This is a genomic window from Rossellomorea sp. LjRoot5 (assembly GCF_964253455.1).
Taxonomy (GTDB): domain Bacteria; phylum Bacillota; class Bacilli; order Bacillales; family Bacillaceae_B; genus Rossellomorea.
In genome coordinates this window covers 2,856,847-2,875,320 of the sequence record NZ_CAXUQN020000001.1, presented here as the reverse complement: position 1 = coordinate 2,875,320, position 18,474 = coordinate 2,856,847, and the positions used below count along the sequence as shown (strand labels likewise).

The window sequence follows — 18,474 nt, the reverse complement described above, 5'->3', positions numbered from 1 at the left end:
GGGAGTTTAATGGTAAAGGTCGCAGGCCGTGCGATGGGGAGAATTGAGAGGAAGGACAATAAAGGCTCTACCTAAACAATGTAAGGGTACATTTTTCAGGAGAGCCTTGCGATTATCGTCCGGGATATATATTAATATTCTCAGTAAAGTTATTCGGTGAAGATTGAAAACTGTTGACACCATAGGGTTGTTGATAGGCAGGATAAGGATACCCTCCATAAGGCGGATAAGGCGGGTAGCATGCCGGTCCGTAGCAAGGTCTATTGAAAAGCAAAGGACTGATGGCCAATCCTGCTAAACCTCCTGCTAAAAATGGTAATCCAAAGAATGGGAAGAAACGCTGATCGCCCCCCCTGTAAGGCAGATAGCTTCGATGCGGGTAATATGCATATTGGTACATAATTAAAGAAAACCTCCTCTCTCTAATTATTCTATGGTTTATGATCAACCTGTGCGCCTGTCCCGAATATATTGGGCATATGAAGGGGAAGCAGCAGGCATAAAGAAATGGACTCTCAGGAAATACAACGAATATTCTTACAAGAATGTAGGAAAATCAAAGGTGAATGAGTAAAATGGAAGCAGGATGCATGATACAGATAAAAACATAAGCATAAAAGGATGACGAATCCATGAAATGGAAAGACCTGACCACCACCATCAGTCAAGATCAGAAGTGCCTCGACACAGTCTTGAAAGAATTAATATTAGACCATATACACGATATGATCTTCATTATGAAGGTAGAAGAAGGAAACATTTTCAGGTACGCCTATGTCAATGAATCTGCTATGAGGTACACTTCCATCCAACAGGAGGATATGGGGCGCCTATTGGAGGATGTGATGCCTTTGGATGTGGCAGTCGACTTACAGAAGAGATATACGGATTTAGTGGAGATGGGTGAGAGCATTACCTATCAGGACGCTTTTGAAGCCATAAATGGAAATCAAGTAGTGAATGAGTCCATTTTGACACCAATTACGAATGAAGGTGGAAAAGTTGAGTATGTCGTCTCCATTACTAGGGATATTACACCTTCAATAGAAGAAAAAATGAAATTGAAAAAAGCCAAGGAACGATACAAGTCCATCATAGAACATAATCTGGATGCAATTTTTATTTTGGACTCACAAGGAGTCATTAAGGACTCTAATGGAGCAGGATGTTTACTATCAGGATATTCAAAAGAGGCACTCGTCAACATGAATATCTTTGATTTAATTAAGGCTCAGAACCATAAGGCATTGGGTGATGCCCTTTTCCAAACGTTATCGGGAGCTCCGTCTTCCATTGATTATTGTCTTCTTTTGAATGAAAAAGGCAAAGAAAGAATAACTCAATTGAAAATGGTCCCCATCGTGGTAAACCAAAAATGTGACGGATGTTATATCATCGTGAAAGATATCACCAAGCATCATGAACAAAGTGAAATGATCCATTATATGGCCCTTCATGATCAATTGACGGGAATATGGAACAGAAAGGCTCTCGATGATCATATCCCTTTGATCATTCACAACATGGAAGAAAGGGGAGTAGAACTTTCCCTTTTATATCTGGATTTGGACCGGTTTAAATTTGTGAATGACACATTGGGGCTAAAGGGTGGCGACCGTTTTCTGAAAAGCATCACAGAGCGCTTGATCACTCTCACCAATGAGGATTGCTTACTGTACAGGCAAGGTGGAGATGAATTTATCTTCCTCTTGAAAAATAGCAGCTTTGAAGTTACAAAGACAAAAGCAGAAGAGATCCTGGCGTTATTTATCGACCCTTTTACAATCGACAATCAGGAATTTTATATATCCCCCTCCATCGGCATCAGTCGTTATCCTGCAGACGGCTATGATTCCAATTCCCTCATTCAAAAGGCCGCCCAGGCTCTGTTTGAGGTGAAAGAAAAAGGAAGGGCACATTATCGTTTTTACCAAACCCATATGAAATCGAGTTTTCCAAACTATATCATTATGGAATCTCATTTGAGAAAAGCGATAGAAAAAGGCGAGTTGTATGTTCATTATCAACCACAAGTCAATTTATCGACTGGAACCATCGACAGTTTCGAAGCTTTGATTCGCTGGAATAATCGAAAATTCGGATTCGTGTCACCTGCCCAATTCATTCCGCTTGCAGAAGAAACAGGTCTGATTCATCAGATTGGTGAATGGGTGTTGGAGCAGGTTTGTATTCAGTTGCAAAAGTGGAGGATCAAGGGATACAGGTCAGTGCGGGTCGCTATCAACATTTCCCCGAAGCAATTTCTGCAGGAGCAATTGGTGGAAACAATCGATTTCTATTTATCAACGTATACGATCCCCGCTTGCTGCATAGAAATTGAAATTACGGAGGGAGCTATGCAAGATACTCAGCAAACCTTGAAAATGCTGAGGAAACTAAAAAATCTTGGAGTGTTCATATCTGTGGACGATTTCGGTACGGGTTACTCTTCCCTTCATTATTTAAAACGATTTCCCATCGACATCTTAAAGATTGATCAATCGTTCGTCAAGGAGATCGGGATGAATCATAAAGACTCAGCCATCACGACAACGATTATCCATCTTGCCCACAGTCTGGGTCTTGAAGTCATAGCAGAGGGAGTGGAGCGCGAGGGTCAAGTCGACTTCTTGAAGAAGGCAAATTGTCAGAAGGCTCAAGGTTACTTTTTTAGTAAACCGATAGGGCCAAAAGAAATTGAGCAGCAGCAATTCGTCCTTATGTAATTGCAAGGTAAGGATATGCAGGTAATACAGAGTATCACCTTAAATGTTTGACAGAGTAATTCCTATGACTTATTTTAAAGTGAGGAGAGTAATAGGTTCATAGAAGGATAAGGGAAGGATCCCTTTACAAAATTGAATCACGGTTCCTAATGCTTTATGAAGGAGAGGGATTATGAAAAAGACAAAACGTATGGAAATCCTCTTTCTCCCTACCGAAAGAGGAACGATCAGAGTGTATGTATACGGCTTTAAATCTCCTCGATCTTTAGGTCAGGTAGTTGTTTCTTATAATGATGTTTCAGTTGAAGCAAAAGGATATAAGCGAAATAAAACAATTATTAAGGCACTTGCCCAATTACATGAGCTCATCGTGAATAATCCGGATGGTTAGCACTAAAGACTGATTTTTAAGAAAAAGATATTTTCTTAAAAATCAGTCTTTTTTTACGGTAATCGTGGTTGTAGAGTATGGTTGTATGGTAAAATATGAGTGAGTATTCATTCATTACTAGGGGGAGTTACATATGGGAGAAGAACAAGTTGTCATCGTAACAGGCGGTTCGAATGGAATGGGGAAATATATGGCAAAGCACTTCGCTGAAACAGGTGCCAGCGTCGTTGTCACGGGAAGGAATGAGGAGAGGCTTCAATCGGTGAAGGAGGAATTCTCTTCTCTCAAAGGGAAAATCGAAGTATTCCAAATGGACGTAAGGGAGCAGGAACATGTTAAGGCCATGGTCGGGTTTACGGCAGAAAAATTCGGCAAAATTGATGTTCTAATCAATAATGCAGCCGGGAATTTTATATGTCCTGTAGAAAAGCTCACTCCCAATGGGTGGAAGTCCGTCATTGACATCGTTTTGAATGGAACCTTCCTATGTTCACATGCAGTTGGGAACTATTGGATCGAAAATGATCAAAAGGGATCCATCATCAATATGGTTGCAACATATGCTTGGAATGCGGGTGCTGGTGTCGCTCATTCAGCAGCGGCTAAAGCCGGGGTTTTATCGTTGACAAGAACCCTGGCAGTTGAGTGGGGACATAAGTATGGTATCCGCACGAATGCGATTGCTCCGGGACCGATCGAACGTACCGGAGGAGCAGAGAAGCTGTGGATCTCGGAAGAAGCTGCTAAAAGGACCATCGACAGTGTACCATTAAAACGTTTGGGTACACCGGAAGAAATTGCAGGCCTTGCCTTTTTCCTCGCCTCTGAAAAAGCTGCCTATATTAATGGAGAATGCATCACGATGGATGGAGGCCAATGGCTGAACCCGTTTCCATTTTGATCTGACATGTTCATAAAAGGCGTTAATACTAAAAAAAGCTTTCCACATTCCTGTTCAACTGACAGGAAAGGGAAAGCTTTTTGGGTTTTTCTCTTTTAGTTCATCAGAATAGTTGTGTTATAATTATGCAAAAAAATATGAGTGATAGTGGGGGAATGCGAATGGACGCATTAGAGATATTATCCAATATAGAAAAAGTGATTCCGTACTTTCAACCGATCTTCAGTGCAGATGAACATAAAATCATTGGTTACGAGGTATTTGGAAGAATGGATTTGGGGAATAAAGGGGTCGAAAGTCTTGGCCCATTCTTCTGTGACGATGAGATACCTGATGAATACAAAATCGAAGTGGATGAACGTATCACACGTCTTGCACTCGGAAAATTTTTAGAAGAGAAACAAGAGGGGTACATATTCTTGAACCGGGATGCCAGGTTACTTATGCTGGATCATGGTCAGTCCTTCCTTGAGCTTCTCCTGGAATATGAAAAGAAGGGTTTGGTCTTAAACCGGACAGTAATCGAGTTGTCAGAAAAAACGTTTATAGGGGACTTTGATCAATTGGTTCACCTTCTCCTCTATTACAAAACATATGGAATAAAAATTGCCATCGATAATATCGGTGGTAGCAGCGGTCAACTGGATCGGCTTTCACAGTATTCGCCGGATATACTGAAAGTGGATTTATATCAACTTCGTAATGATGCGGGGAATAAAGTGTATAAAGATATTTTATATAGCTTATCGATGCTTGCCAGAAAGATCGGGGCATCCCTGTTGTTCGAAAATATCGAAATCAATTACCAGCTTCAATTTGCCTGGCTGAATGGGGGCAGGTATTACCAGGGCTTTTATCTAAAGCATCCTTCCGACTCCTTTCTCAAACCTGATCTGTTAAAAGAAAAGCTGAAAGAAAAGTGCCAGGACTATATCCGATATGAAAAGAAGCACCTGGAAGCAGGCTATGAATTCGCTGACGTCCTTCATAGAGAAATTAGTCAAAAATTAATGACCTTAAAGAAACAAACGGTGGAATTCGATGATCTGCTTTTTGAGGTGGCGAGGCATTTTACGGATAAATGTTTTCGGGCTTATATGTGTGACGAAAATGGGTTTCAAGTCACGAGTAACGTAGTGAAATCCGATCAAATTTGGACGATTGAACCAAGGTATAAAGGGAAAAATTGGAGCTGGCGTCCGTACTTCCTTGAAAATATCATCCGGATGAGAATCGATAAAAAAGGTTTGCTTTCTGATATTTATAGTGACATCGATTCTGGAGAATCCATCCGTACGTATTCCTACCCATTCGGAAATGGACTTTATCTCTTCATGGATCTCTCGTATGAATTTTTATTCGAAGAAGACGGTTTGCTTTTTTAGCATGCATTTCTTGAATAGCCACCTGTTGTTGGGACAAATTATTCTAAAGGACATTTTGTAAGGAGGGGCTATTTTGAGTATATTTATGATTGTGCTTTCGTTGATTGTTTTGGCGCTTGCTGGTTATTCACTTGTGTACACCTTTAGACTGGCGGGGCAGGAAAAACGGTTGAAGGGTGACTTTGACACGGACATTCCCGACGTCGTAAAAGAGCACCCGTTCATCCGCAATCCCGTGTTTTTATCCATCCTGATTGGTACCATTCTGATTACATTATTCATCATTTATTGGTCCATACGCTATTTATCATAATAAATGGAGGATGCTGCATGAATATCATGTGGCATCCTTTTTTTGGTTAATTGTACCATCAATAAATGTGTTTAAGCGCCACTGGCAGGGGGAATTTTACAATCAAACCAAAAAATATGTCAGTCATTGTTATGATTTAGTGAAAGAATGGTATGCTATCGACATTTTTCTATTGCTACAATAATTTCATCTACTGGAATAGGAGTGAAAATACATGGGGAAGAAAAAATTATCGCTATTACTTTTCATTTTAGTCCTCGTAACAGCAGCTTGTGGGCAGGCCAGTCAAATACAGGCATCCGGATTCACGAAGGAGAATGCCTTAGCCCTTGTTAAGGAAACTTTTAAAACTCAAGTGGCCTTGAGTGAAAAACCACAATCGAAGAATCTAATTGAGGAGAAGCTGTCAAAGTATCTAACACATAGTCTGACAGCAGGTTTTATGAAGGAAAACGTATATGAGGTAGACGGTGGGTACATTACTTTCGGTTCTGATTTCGCTTCGCACTATGTACCATATTTCCATTATGATGATTCCACCAAGGCACAATACATAGATGGGAAATGGTATGTCTGGGAAGAAAGAACAGAAGATGAGGAAGGGCCGGTTTCCAGCACAAACGGCATCGAAGCCGTCGTGTTGAGTGAAGAAGAAGGGACATGGAAGGTTTCCTCGATAACGTACGAATTACCGGAATCGGCTCAACAATCACACTAATAGGATAAGGTGGCCCAAAAGGATGCTTAAAGGATTGAAAGCATCTTGGGGCCACCTTTTTAATAAAGGGAACTATATGTTTAAGGCAGCAGACAGGGCTTCGAGGTTGAAGCCTGAAATGACTACCGAATCAATGGTGACGGTAGGGGTGGAGTAAGACTTCAATTGATTGATAAGATAGTTTCTTGCTTGTTCGTCTTTTTTTATGTTGATTTCTTTATAGTTCACATTATGTTCTTTCAAGAACATTTTGACCACTTCGCAGGGTGGGCATTCGGGTTGAGTATATAGTGTGACTTCCTTCATGATGAACGGTCTCCTTTTTGTTTTATGAAATAATCTACGATCCCCATTGCAGAAACGTTCATATCCAACTCCAGCAATGAGAAAATAGGGTTATTTGGATCGATTCCTTTTTGCACCAATTCCCTTCCTGTAAGTTCAATTAATAGAGAAGTGATGGTTCTTACGTTCTCCTCCATTGTAACATGGGAGGAGTACTGTTCCTCACTCTTTGTTATGAAAAGATCCAGCCATTTTTCTACTTCTGAAAGGGCAAAAGATACTTCCTCGCTTACCCCGTAATGACCGAAGTACAACCGGTCGAGATGAAGGCTTCTATACAGGCGAATGGAATTCTTCATTTTTTCAGGATCAAATTGATTGGGGGAGGTGGAAGGGAAATAAAAACGCTTCGACCCAGTGGTGTATTGAATTCCACACGTATCACCTGTGAATATCCCATTTGAAGTGGAATCAAGGATACTGAGGTGATGATCGGCGTGTCCCGGGGTATGATAGAACGTTAGCGTGCACGTATCACTGAGACTCAGCTTTTCTTCATGAGCCATCACCAGTATCCTCTCTTCAGGAATCGGTACGATCGGGTCAAATAGTCCATCGAATTCTTCACCATAAACCGCTTTTGCTCCTGAAATCAACCGGGTGGGATCGATGAGATGACGCCTTCCTTTCGGGTGGACTATGATACTTGCGTTTGGGCACTCTTTTAGAAAAAGACCTGCGCCTCCAGCATGATCAAGATGGATATGGGTTAAAATTATGTATTGAATATCTTCAGGATTAATGTTTAACTTAGAGAGACCTTTTTTTAGATGAGGGATTGAAGGACTGGCGGATGTTTCGATAATGGTCAGTGCCTCTTCGTTTATTATATAACTGCCTGTGCGTTCCTTTAAGGATAAATCCATTAGATCAACTAATGATATTCGGGAATCTATACGGTAAATACTCATCGAATCAATCCTTTCATTGAGAGAAGATAGTAATCATCTTTCATTATAAAGGAATTTAAGTAGAAAAGGACAAAACATTAGATTTCACAGGATAGAATCTGGTACAATGCAAAAGCTATGACCAAGAATTAGATCAGGAAAGGAGAGAGTGATTATGTCTCAGCTTCTTGGAATTATACAAAGATTAAAATCATTACAAGAACAAGGTGAACAAGGGGAAACTCAACAACGATTTTTTGAATACAATGGTAAGAAGATCTGTGAGGTGAAGTATCTTCCCAAGCAGGATACATTCGAGATTGAAGTCATGAATGAAAAAGGAAACAGCTTTCCTTTTGATAACATAGACATTACAGCCATTGAAATTTTCGAACTTCTACAGGAAGCCCAACAAGATTAAAACAAGCTAAAGGTAACCATCCGGTTATCTTTTTTAGTCTTTAAACCAATCGTATTAACATACATTTTTCTTCCAGTATGTTAAAATGGGTAGAGTCAGTTTCTTTTGTCTAAAAGCGTCACGCAAATTCTTATTGATTAAATGAGGGGTTATACATGATTTCATTGAGTAGCAAGGAGTTATTAGAAACGAATATTAAGGATTTCATTATTCCTTCTGAGAAGGTGGCTCATGTTCAAATGGGGAATTCCCTGGAACATGCGTTACTATTACTCACAAAGAGCGGTTACTCAGCCATCCCTGTCCTTGATCCATCGTTCCGTTTCCAGGGATTGATCAGTTCAAGTTTAATTACCGATTCAATTCTGGGTCTCGAACGTTTTGAGTTTGAAAAACTTGAAGCGAAAAAGGTAGAGGAAGTCATGACAACAGATTTTCCGATTATCTCTTTACAAGCAGATTTCAAGAAAGCTTTGGACTTTTTAGTCGACCACCCATTCTTATGCGTGTTGTCCGACGATGGCTATTTTGAAGGAATCATGACAAGAAGAGTTGTGTTAAAGCAGCTTCAACGACAGCTGTTTAAAAGGGATTAAAACCTTTATGGCAGTTACATACCGGGAAAATGTTAGAGGATGGCACACTTGTCATCCTCTTTGTTCTTTCATTAGATAAGGTAGAGCTACCGTTAGCTTCATTTCTTCTATGCTGTTCTATGGACCTTCCTTAAAGAAACAAGTTCTTACCGAGTTGCAAGATCAAAATGAATGTCAAAATGTTTAAAAGGATCCGGAGGTGTTTCATAGAAAGCCTTGATGCGAGTCTTACTGCCAGCTGAGCTCCTATTAGGGCCCCCAATGCAAACGGAATGGCGACACCCCATTCAACATGACCATTTTGACAATAGACAGTGAATGCCCCTAAGCAACTGACAAACGTTTGAAAACGGGTAAGGGCGACTGATTTTAAATAAGACAGTCCATGAAATAAATGTGTGTACATGAGCATCGTAGCCTGCCCTGGTCCGAACAATCCGTCGTACGTACTTATGAAATACAGAAGCCCGTAGACCCTGTAGTGTTTCTGTGTTCTTTCCTTCGGCTGGAATCCCTTTAGCAGGCTTAATGCCAGGGCAAAGAGAAGGAAGGAGAAAGCCATCCATTCAAGGAGGGAAGCGGGTATTTTATCCGATAGAAAGGCCCCTGACAGCCCCCCGGCGAGTGCAATGGGAAGAATGGGCAAACATTCCTTCCATGTAATTTTCCGTTCCCTCACCAGGTAAATAAAACTCGAAGATGAACTGATAATATTTGAAAATTTAGCAGTTGCAATCGCGGTATGAATCGGTAACCCCACTAGGAGCATGACTGGCATACCGATCAGGCCGCCGCTTCCGGCAAGCGTCCCGATAAGAGCTACAATCAAACCTGTAAAAAATAATATCACTTCCATTAGTGCCACACCTCTTTTCTATCTACTCTCAGTGTATTCGACTTCAGCTAATAATGAAATTTTATATAAGTTAAGATATAATATAAGAAAAACTTATGAAGGTGAACATAATGGCATTTTCGGAATATCAGCTGCTTCATGTACTTGCCCAGGAAATGAATATGAGGAAAGCAGCTGAACGGTTATTTGTGTCTCAGCCTGCTTTGTCCCAGAGACTGCAGACGATTGAAAAGGAATGGGGGACGAAATTATTTATCCGTTCCCAAAAAGGCCTTTCACTGACTCCCGCTGGAGAACTTGTCGTGGAGCTTGCAGATGAGATGCTGCAGAAGGAAGAAAGTGTGAGGGAGCGGATACAGGCACTTGAATTTAAAGTGCACGGAACGTTGAAGATTGCCTGTGCGTCGATCGTAGGACAAAATTGGCTTCCGAAGGTTCTTAAGCGCTTTGTGGAGACCTATCCACATGCCAAGATATCTTTGATGACCGGATGGAGCAGTGAAATTCTTAAAGCAATCTATGAAGACGAAGTACATATCGGGATCATCCGGGGCACGCCGGATTGGAAAGGACCAAAACACCATTTATTTCAGGACACACTGTACTTGGTGGATAGAGAAATCCAATCCATAGAGGAAGTCATGAAAACGGATCGTCCCTTTATCCAATTTAAAAGTGATTCGAATTATTATCAGGAAATACAAGACTGGTGGCATCGCCAATTCCAGACCACTCCTAAGCGGACGATTGTTGTGGATCAAATTGAAACGTGTAAGCAGATGACTTTAAACGGAATCGGTTACGCCATCCTGCCAGCCATCACATTGGACGGCATGGAAGAAAACATTTATAAAATCCCCCTCATCGATGAGCATGATTCATTCATCCACCGTGATACATGGTTACTTGGTTACGAGTCTGCCTTTCAATTACGGCAGGTGGAAGCATTTGTGAAAGTTGTAAACGAATTCATCCATGAAAACTCATAGGATTCAACCTTATGGGTTGTCTTCCACCCTTTAATCTGATAAAGTAATTCAAGAAACGAATTCTGAATATATACATAATTACGGAGGGAATTCTCATGAACATGATGGATGCAAACGAAATTATTTCTTTTATTCAAAATAGTACTAAATCGACTCCTGTTAAGGTCTATGTAAAAGGTAATCTGGATGGAATCAACTTCGGCTCTGCCCAAACGTTCCTTCAAGGAACTTCAGGGGTGGTTTTCGGAGAGTGGAGTGAGCTTTCTACTATTCTTGAAGAGAATAAAGATAAAATCGAAGACTATGTAGTGGAAAATGATCGTCGAAATTCTGCGATTCCTCTTCTTGATCTTAAAGGAGTGAAGGCCCGGATCGAACCAGGTGCCATTATTCGCGACCAGGTCGAAATCGGTGACAATGCGGTCATCATGATGGGGGCGATGATCAATATAGGCTCTGTCGTAGGCGCAGGAACGATGATCGATATGAATGTTGTACTGGGTGGACGTGCAACTGTAGGACAGAATTGTCATATCGGGGCAGGTGCAGTGCTTGCAGGAGTCATTGAGCCGCCATCTGCTAGACCTGTGGTTATTGAAGACGATGTCGTCATTGGTGCCAATGCCGTTGTCCTCGAAGGTGTAACGGTTGGAAAAGGGGCTGTTGTGGCCGCCGGAGCGATTGTGGTGGATGATGTGGCTCCATACACGGTTGTGGCAGGTACCCCTGCGAAGAAATTGAAAGACATTGATGACAAAACAAAATCAAAGACAGAAATCAAACAAGAATTACGTCAACTGTAATTCATTCAATCATAGAGGATGAAGAAAGAACGGACGGTTATCGTCTGTTCTTTTCTTGTAGATTCCGGTTTTCCTCATCCATCATTCTATTTTCCCTATAAGGAGGATTCCCATGTCAACAGTAGACTTTAAGTCAATCAGGAGAGATCTCCATCAAATTCCAGAACTTGGGTTTCAAGAGTTTAAAACTCAAGCATACATAATGAATTATTTGAGCACCCTTCCTGCTGACCGATTAGAGATCAAGACTTGGAAAACGGGCCTTTTTGTTAAGGTTCATGGCACAAGACCTACGAAGATGATCGGGTACCGCGGGGACATTGATGGCCTGCCGATCCAGGAAGAAACGGGGCTTGAATTCCCTTCTTCACATGAAGGGAAGATGCATGCCTGTGGACATGATTTTCACATGACAATCGAATTGGGGGTTCTCACCCATTTTGTTCACCATCCAATTGAAGATGACCTTCTCTTCATTTTCCAACCCGCAGAGGAAGGACCAGGTGGGGCAGAGCCGATGCTCCAAAGTGCAATCATGAAGGAATGGATGCCGGATTGTATATTTGCCCTGCACATTGCCCCGGAATATAAAGTGGGGACGGTTGCCGTTAAAGAAGGGCTGCTATTTGCCAATACGTCTGAACTATTCATAGACTTTAAAGGTAAAGGAGGACATGCTGCCTACCCCCATCATACCAAGGACATGATTGTCGTGGCTTCTTCTTTTGTCACCCAAATGCAGTCGATCGTCTCAAGGAATGTTGATCCATTGGACAGTGCGGTCATTACAGTCGGAAAAATGGAAAGTGGTACTGTCCAGAATATCATTGCAGAAACGGCAAGATTGGAAGGGACCATCCGTACCCTGTCACCCCAGTCGATGATTAGTGTGAAAGAGCGGTTGGAAGCATTGATCGAAGGAATGAGAATCAGCTATGACTGTGAAATCGAAGTGAGTTATGGCAGCATGTACCGGCAGGTGTTTAATGATCGCAAATGGACAAACCACTTTATGTCTTTCCTGAGGGAAACCAACCGGGATCTTGTCATCTGCAAAGAAGCGATGACTGGAGAAGACTTTGGATATATGCTTGAGGCAATACCCGGCTTTATGTTCTGGCTCGGTGTCGACTCCCCATACGGACTCCATCATTCTAGATTAAACCCGAACGAAGATGCCATTGACTTTGCCATCACCCTTCTTGCGGATTTTATCGGTTCATTAAAATAATCCATCTTTATCACGGAACGTATCTTGGATACCTTCCGTGATTTTTTTTGCTTTCAACCCACCCAAAAGAAAATACTTGGCATTAATTTCAAAAACGGTCTTGCGAATACGTGAAAATAGTGTAAAATTACACTTGTGGAAGTTGGGTAATTAAGGAAAAATAAAAAGAAACTTTTTCCTGTTACATTTCGTCTATGTTCTAGAGAGAAAGAGAAAGAGAAAGGGGAATGCATGTGAATAGGTGGGGGAAAGTATTATTCGTTGTGTTCTTAGGCTTATTGATGTTCCTGTTCATACAGGATACAACACTTGCAAAAGGACCAATAAAAATTTCAGTAGAAGAAGGAATCGACGGAAAAGTAAAGGAAGGCAGGGGCTTTCCTCTTAAAGTCACCGTAGAAAATACAGGTTCCGATTTCAAAGGCGACCTTTTGTTTGATTATGCGCCATCCTATCAGACAGGGGGAGCGAGGGCGCTGTCCATCGATGTTCCTGCCAACTCAGTCCGTACATACACATTTTCCATTCCGGGATTCAATGATGAGATCAGACACAATTCAAATCTCCAGACCATTCATCTGTTTGATGGATCATGGGAAAATGGGAAAGAAGTGAAATTTAAAGGAGATAAACGCTTAACACCTAATTTCATTTATAACAATAATACAACAATTGGATTATTAAGTGAGAATCCTGATCGCTTGAATGGAATCAAGGGTTCAACCATGGGAGGAAACCGGGTCGAGGCGTTGACACTTACAAAGGAAACGTTTCCTGAGGAACAGGGCGGTCTTCAGATGCTTGATTATATTGTCATAGACCAATTCAACGTAACAGAACTCAGTCAGGAACAACAGGGGGTCCTTAAGAGCTGGGTTGAAAATGGAGGGGTACTATTTATAGGGGCTGCCCCTCATCTGAGAGATACACTTGGTTCTTTAGCCGATATGGCTCCTCTAACTCAACAGGAAGAAGCGACACTTTCCGATACGTCTTCCTTTAGTGTAAAGAAAGACATGAAGGCTTCTTTCAGCTCTTTAACCATCTATAAAGGGGAAGTGAAGCATGAAGCAGAAGTGGTGGCGGAACAAGGGGAAATCCCTTTAGTCGTAAAGAGCGCAAGAGGTCTTGGTGAAGTTTGGCAAACATCTTTCTCCTTGGGAGATCCTGCTTTGAACGGGTGGGAACACTATGATGATTGGTTTGCAAACATGCTTTCTAAAACAGAACCATATTTCTTATTTGGTCAGAACAATGGTGACCAAAGTTTCCTTGAGAGGATTTATTATGAAGTTGCTGATAGTAATGAACTCTTTCCATCGACAAATTTTAAAATAAGCACATTAGTCATCATTCTGATCCTGTACTTGGTTATCATCGTGCCACTCCTTTATTTCCTATTAAGAAAAATGGATAAACGTGAACAGGCATGGTGGATCATCCCTGTCATATCGATCCTTGTCTCATCGGGAATATTCATAACAGGCGCTAAAGATAGAATCTCAAAGCCTCATTTAAATCAAATGAACATCTTGAAGGTGGAAGAGGATAAGAGTGCTCATGGGATTTCAGCATTCACAGCCCTTTCAAACACAGGCGGGGACTACGACTTTGTTTATGACAGGAATCATTTAGAGCTTACACCGGCAAGGATGAGAAATAATCCAGGTGGGGGCAATCAGTATAAATTCGCCATTGAAGAATTGAATAAGGATCAAAGAAAGATCACGTTCAGGAATGTGGAGTACTGGTCAACGAGAACTGTTTTGGGAACCAGTGAAAGAGAGGACCTGGGGAAATTCATCCCGGAATTAAGTATGAAGGATAAAACTATTTCGGGTAAGATACAAAATGCTTTCCCTTACGATTTCACCGATGTCTATATATGGTCGGGATCCCGAATCTACCGGGTTGGTGAAGTGAAGGCAGGGGAAACACTTAGTGTCGATAAAAAGCTTTCGACTGACTATTTATCATCACCGATCGGTAATCCCAATATGTCGGCACCGTTTCCGAATCAACAGAGCATAAAGCAGCAAAAGAAAGAACGCTTGGAAAACTTCGCATCACAAATGATTTCTTCCGATAATGAAAATAACTCTCCCGTCATTTTTGGATATACGGAAGCTGGGATTTTCGATATGAGCATAAAGAATAAAGAATCGAAATCTGATAATTTCTCACTGCTTTATCAGCATTTTCCTTCTCTTGGTACGTATAAGGGAGCCTTTACCCTTCGGAGTGAGCAGCTTGATCTTGATGTCAAGCCTGTAAAAGGGCAAATCATCGAGCACTATTCCCATAATGGGGCAGATGAAATGGGACTGGAGGATGGAACGTATGAAATGGCCATTCAAATCCCTAAACAAATCGAATTGTCAAAGGTCACTCTTCATTCATTAAATATGACGCTTCATACGGGTGGGGTCCTTAAGTTCTCACTTGTAGAACCACGCACGGACGAAAAGATCCCTCTTGAAGAGACATCGGCAGGTGCTATAGAGGTTAAAGAGAATGTGAACAACTATATGAATGACAATGGGGAAATCGTTTTTGAGTTTGAAAAACGTTCTCAAGGGGATCCGTTCGTTCGTCTTCCTGCCATTGTTTTGAAAGGGGAGGTACAGCCATGATCGAAATTCACAACTTATCCAAACGTTATGGGTCATTTCTGGCCCTGGACGATCTGAATTTATCCATTGGAAAAGGGACCGTATTTGGGTTTGTCGGTCAGAACGGGGCAGGGAAGTCCACGACGTTTTCCATACTGGCCACACTACTGGCTCCTACGACCGGAACGGCCACGGTGAATGGATTCAATATTAGCAAAGAGCCTAAATTGGTCCGGAGACAAATTGGCTATATGCCCGATTTCTTCGGTGTGTATGATCAATTGAAAGCGGAAGAGTATCTTGATTTCTATGGTGCAAGCTATAAAATCCCTGCTGACCAGAGAAAAAAGCTCATCCCTCAGCTATTGGAATTGGTGAATCTAACTCATAAGAAAGATTCCTATGTGGATCTTTTATCAAGGGGGATGAAGCAGCGTCTATGTTTGGCCAGGTGTCTCATCCATGATCCGGAGGTACTCATACTTGACGAACCTGCTTCGGGACTGGATCCGAGGGCAAGAATCGAGATGAGGGAAATTCTTAAAGAATTGAAGAAAATGGGCAAAACGATCTTGATCTCGTCCCATATCCTGCCTGAGCTCGCAGAAATGTGTGATGAAATCGGGGTCATCGATAATGGAAGGCTTGTGGCCCATGGTTCTGTATCGGATATCCAATTTCAACTTCAGGCAGATAAACTGATCGTGGTAAAGGTGAGGGGACTGGTTGAAAGCGCCGTTGCATTTTTCGAAGATGATCCGTTTGTCTCGAAGATCGAAGTGAATGAAGATAGCAGAACTCTTCAATTTCTCTATAAGGGTGACGAGACCGGGCAAACTGAATTACTCAAAAAAGCCATCCTAAATGATATTCCTATCTTGAGTTTCAAAGAAACCGAGACGAATCTGGAGGATGTCTTTATGGAGATCACCAAAGGAGTGACCCTTTCATGAAACAATTACTCATCAATCCCATGTTGAATAAAGAATTCAAGCTTCGTTTCCGTTCATTTAAAGCGTTCATCGGGATGTTATGCTACTTGATTGCCGTAGGGATCGTGGTGATCGGCTTCATCTATATGCAAACCAGATTTTCGAATACTGGCTATTTTCGCCCGGAAGAAAGCAGGGTGATGTTTATGGTTCTCTCATTCCTGCAGCTTGCTCTCGTATTATTCATCACCCCGGGTTTAACAGGGGGCGTGATCAGCGGTGAAAGAGAGAAACAGACGTTAAGCATGTTGCTGACGACAGAACAAAGTTCCATGAGCATCATTTTAAGCAAGCTCGTTTCATCCGTTTCTTATTTGTTATTGCTTGTAATATCCAGCTTGCCCTTATACAGTTTTGTTTTCTTATTCGGCGGCGTATCTCCTTCCGATTTACTCACTGTGTTTGGATACAGTTTGTTTCTCGTCTTTACATTTGGTTCGATCGGCGTGTTTTATTCAACAGTCATAAGGAAAACGATTGTGTCCATGGTCACAACCTATGCGACGGTTCTATTTCTGGTAGGGGGGACGTTGTTTCTCTTTATGCTTTCCATGGCAATCGGTAACGGCCCTTACCAGAATCAGAACACTCCGGTGCCTTATCTCATAGCCATGTTCAATCCTGCCATTGTCATCATGGGGCATTTTGAACCGATGGCGATTGATGAAATTTATTCACGCAGCGGGATCAAGTTTCCGTTGTGGATCTCATTCTTGATTATCTATTCAATACTTGCTGTGATTTCCCTTTCCTTAAGCATTATGAAGCTGAGACCGAGCATGAAGGTGAAGAGCACAAATAAAGGGTGAGAAGATGGACGCAAAATTTCTTCAATTACTAAAACAATTAAGAAAAAAGCTCTTGATCAGGCAATTATGGTATGTCATCCAGCTCCTGCTTGTTTTGGCAGGGGCCTTTGCTCTATGCTTGACCACTTTAGCCTCAATCATCGTCATTCCCTATTGGGATAGAATCCTTTGGAGTGGGATCTTTTTCATTGTGATTTCGGGTGTGGTGGTATCTTTTCCTAGAAGACCAACCTTGAAGGAAAGTGCTATATTTTATGATCGGTTCGTTGAGGATAATAGAGTCACTGCCGCTTATAGCAGTATTCAAGAAGGTCATGTATTATCACCGCTGATCATCCGGGATGCCCTTGTGAAAATGAAAGAAACCCCTCCTGAAATGAAAAAGTACCGAAAAAGAACCATTCATCCCGGGTTGCTGACTTCTACCGTGCTGCTTGTTTTCTTATCCTTTCTGATCTTCACCCAACGGGATGCCACTTTTCAAGAAGCAAAACGAATGGAGAAGGAAAAGGAAATCATTGCCCAATCAGACAAAAGAATAACCAAACAGGCAAAAAAGAAAGAGAATGCTTCTATTAAAGAAAGGCTGTTAAAGGAAAACGAACAGCTTAAGAAAAAGAAGGCGGCGACAGAGCGCTATGAAGAAATAACCAAAAAAGTGAAAGAACTGAACCTTCAGAAGAAAATGATGGAAAAACGGCAGGCTAAGCTGCAGGAAGTAAAGAAAGAGGTGGACGGAATTGACTTACCCCATATAAAAACAGCCATACAAGAGACTGACAGTGATAAACTTCAGCGAGGGTTTAATCAACTGTCAGACCAACAGAAAGATCAGTTGCTTGGGGCAATGAAAAAGAAGGGTATTGATTCCCTGGAAGAATTGTCGAATTTAATGAAGGAAACAAAAGGGTCCGGTCAAATGAATGAAATAGCCAACCTTCAGGAGGAGCTGCAGCAGGAAGCCGATCTCTTAGGTAATGCAATCGGGAAAAGCATGACAACTGAACACGGACAAGTAGCTCAAAAAACATCCTCCGATCAAAAGGAAGCTGCTTCTTCCAATCAACCCAACAGCCATTCTAAAACAAGTAAGCAGGCTGCTTCTTCTAATAAACGGAGCGGGAAACCAAGCTCTTCCGGACAAGAAGGCAAAGGGTACGGGACGGGTTCTGGCACCGGAATGGGAAGCAACGGCAACGGAACAGGCACCCGCGCAGGCCGTGGCCAGGGGGCGAGGGAATTGCTCTCGGTTCCTGAAAAAACAGGCGGGAAAAATCGTATAGAACTTGATACGGGAAAATTGGGTGATGGTAATAGGGGAGATCATTTCCAAGCAGATGGACCGGTTCAAAAAGGGTCACTGAGGCCCTATGAAGAGGTGTATCAACAGTACTATTCCTCGTATCGAAGCGGAAAAGATCGAGCCACCATTCCTAAAGATTTAGAGCATATCATCGAATCGTATTTCAGTGAAATTGATCCAGGAGAGTGAAGAG

At 41.8% G+C, this 18,474-nt stretch carries 19 protein-coding genes; 15 read left to right on the top strand and 4 right to left on the bottom strand.

Going from position 1 to position 18,474, the window contains the following annotated elements; genetic code table 11:
• Positions 1–112 precede the first annotated feature (112 nt).
• Positions 113–400: a hypothetical protein gene (locus ACSQ2E_RS14685; protein WP_435991662.1), complete on the bottom strand. Its 288-nt coding sequence runs from the start codon at positions 398–400 to the stop codon at positions 113–115.
• Between the two features lie 232 nt (positions 401–632).
• On the opposite strand from ACSQ2E_RS14685, the gene ACSQ2E_RS14680 reads away from it, so the two are divergent.
• From ACSQ2E_RS14680 to ACSQ2E_RS14655, 6 genes are all read left to right on the top strand, one after another.
• Positions 633–2,726: a sensor domain-containing protein gene (locus tag ACSQ2E_RS14680; RefSeq protein WP_435991660.1), complete on the top strand. Its 2,094-nt coding sequence runs from the start codon at positions 633–635 to the stop codon at positions 2,724–2,726.
• Positions 2,727–2,898: 172 nt separating this feature from the next.
• Complete coding sequence (locus tag ACSQ2E_RS14675; RefSeq protein ID WP_060670046.1) at positions 2,899–3,117, top strand: hypothetical protein; 219 nt, start codon at positions 2,899–2,901, stop codon at positions 3,115–3,117.
• A gap of 133 nt (positions 3,118–3,250) precedes the next feature.
• Entirely contained in the window at positions 3,251–4,018 is a 768-nt protein-coding gene (gene fadH / locus ACSQ2E_RS14670; RefSeq protein ID WP_435991658.1) for a 2,4-dienoyl-CoA reductase, read from the top strand.
• A gap of 161 nt (positions 4,019–4,179) precedes the next feature.
• On the top strand, positions 4,180–5,403 hold the full coding sequence (locus ACSQ2E_RS14665) for an EAL-associated domain-containing protein (protein WP_435991656.1): 1,224 nt from the start codon (positions 4,180–4,182) through the stop codon (positions 5,401–5,403).
• Positions 5,404–5,476: 73 nt separating this feature from the next.
• Complete coding sequence (locus ACSQ2E_RS14660; RefSeq protein WP_435991654.1) at positions 5,477–5,716, top strand: hypothetical protein; 240 nt, start codon at positions 5,477–5,479, stop codon at positions 5,714–5,716.
• Positions 5,717–5,930: 214 nt separating this feature from the next.
• Complete coding sequence (locus tag ACSQ2E_RS14655; protein ID WP_435991652.1) at positions 5,931–6,434, top strand: DUF3993 domain-containing protein; 504 nt, start codon at positions 5,931–5,933, stop codon at positions 6,432–6,434.
• 72 nt (positions 6,435–6,506) lie between these two features.
• Here the strand turns inward: ACSQ2E_RS14655 and ACSQ2E_RS14650 are convergent, their stop codons facing one another.
• Both ACSQ2E_RS14650 and ACSQ2E_RS14645 read right to left on the bottom strand, forming a co-directional pair.
• Positions 6,507–6,740: a glutaredoxin domain-containing protein gene (locus ACSQ2E_RS14650; protein ID WP_435991650.1), complete on the bottom strand. Its 234-nt coding sequence runs from the start codon at positions 6,738–6,740 to the stop codon at positions 6,507–6,509.
• Positions 6,737–7,690, bottom strand: coding sequence for an MBL fold metallo-hydrolase (locus tag ACSQ2E_RS14645; protein WP_435991648.1), 954 nt, complete (start codon positions 7,688–7,690; stop codon positions 6,737–6,739). Before ACSQ2E_RS14645 ends, ACSQ2E_RS14650 begins: the two co-directional genes overlap by 4 nt.
• Positions 7,691–7,844: 154 nt before the next feature.
• Between ACSQ2E_RS14645 and ACSQ2E_RS14640 the strand changes: the two genes are divergently transcribed.
• Together ACSQ2E_RS14640 and cbpB are read left to right on the top strand one after the other, a co-directional pair.
• Positions 7,845–8,090 (top strand): YkuJ family protein, encoded by a 246-nt coding sequence (locus tag ACSQ2E_RS14640; RefSeq protein WP_034756109.1) that lies wholly within the window; start codon positions 7,845–7,847, stop codon positions 8,088–8,090.
• 155 nt (positions 8,091–8,245) lie between these two features.
• Positions 8,246–8,686, top strand: coding sequence for a cyclic-di-AMP-binding protein CbpB (gene cbpB, locus ACSQ2E_RS14635; protein ID WP_435991645.1), 441 nt, complete (start codon positions 8,246–8,248; stop codon positions 8,684–8,686).
• Positions 8,687–8,816: 130 nt separating this feature from the next.
• Here cbpB and ACSQ2E_RS14630 read toward each other — a convergent pair whose 3' ends face one another.
• Complete coding sequence (locus ACSQ2E_RS14630; RefSeq protein ID WP_435991643.1) at positions 8,817–9,542, bottom strand: sulfite exporter TauE/SafE family protein; 726 nt, start codon at positions 9,540–9,542, stop codon at positions 8,817–8,819.
• A 110-nt stretch (positions 9,543–9,652) separates the two neighbouring features.
• Here ACSQ2E_RS14630 and ACSQ2E_RS14625 point away from each other — a divergent pair, with 110 nt between their 5' ends.
• From ACSQ2E_RS14625 to ACSQ2E_RS14595, 7 genes are all read left to right on the top strand, one after another.
• Positions 9,653–10,531: a LysR family transcriptional regulator gene (locus ACSQ2E_RS14625; RefSeq protein WP_435991641.1), complete on the top strand. Its 879-nt coding sequence runs from the start codon at positions 9,653–9,655 to the stop codon at positions 10,529–10,531.
• A gap of 95 nt (positions 10,532–10,626) precedes the next feature.
• A complete protein-coding gene (dapD, locus tag ACSQ2E_RS14620; RefSeq protein ID WP_435991639.1) occupies positions 10,627–11,334 on the top strand; it encodes a 2,3,4,5-tetrahydropyridine-2,6-dicarboxylate N-acetyltransferase in 708 nt (235 codons plus the stop codon).
• Positions 11,335–11,446: 112 nt separating this feature from the next.
• The gene (locus ACSQ2E_RS14615) at positions 11,447–12,565 is read left to right on the top strand and encodes an N-acetyldiaminopimelate deacetylase (RefSeq protein ID WP_435991637.1); all 1,119 of its coding nucleotides are present in this window, start codon (positions 11,447–11,449) and stop codon (positions 12,563–12,565) included.
• A gap of 227 nt (positions 12,566–12,792) precedes the next feature.
• Positions 12,793–15,198 (top strand): DUF7408 domain-containing protein, encoded by a 2,406-nt coding sequence (locus tag ACSQ2E_RS14610; protein WP_435991636.1) that lies wholly within the window; start codon positions 12,793–12,795, stop codon positions 15,196–15,198.
• Entirely contained in the window at positions 15,195–16,130 is a 936-nt protein-coding gene (locus tag ACSQ2E_RS14605; protein ID WP_435991634.1) for an ATP-binding cassette domain-containing protein, read from the top strand. The genes ACSQ2E_RS14610 and ACSQ2E_RS14605 overlap by 4 nt, the downstream gene beginning before the upstream one ends.
• Complete coding sequence (locus ACSQ2E_RS14600; RefSeq protein ID WP_435991632.1) at positions 16,127–16,978, top strand: ABC transporter permease; 852 nt, start codon at positions 16,127–16,129, stop codon at positions 16,976–16,978. Before ACSQ2E_RS14605 ends, ACSQ2E_RS14600 begins: the two co-directional genes overlap by 4 nt.
• A 4-nt stretch (positions 16,979–16,982) precedes the next feature.
• Positions 16,983–18,470 carry a hypothetical protein gene (locus tag ACSQ2E_RS14595; RefSeq protein WP_435991630.1) on the top strand — a complete coding sequence of 496 codons (1,488 nt, stop codon included), beginning with the start codon at positions 16,983–16,985 and terminating at the stop codon, positions 18,468–18,470.
• The last annotated feature ends 4 nt before the right edge of the window (positions 18,471–18,474 follow it).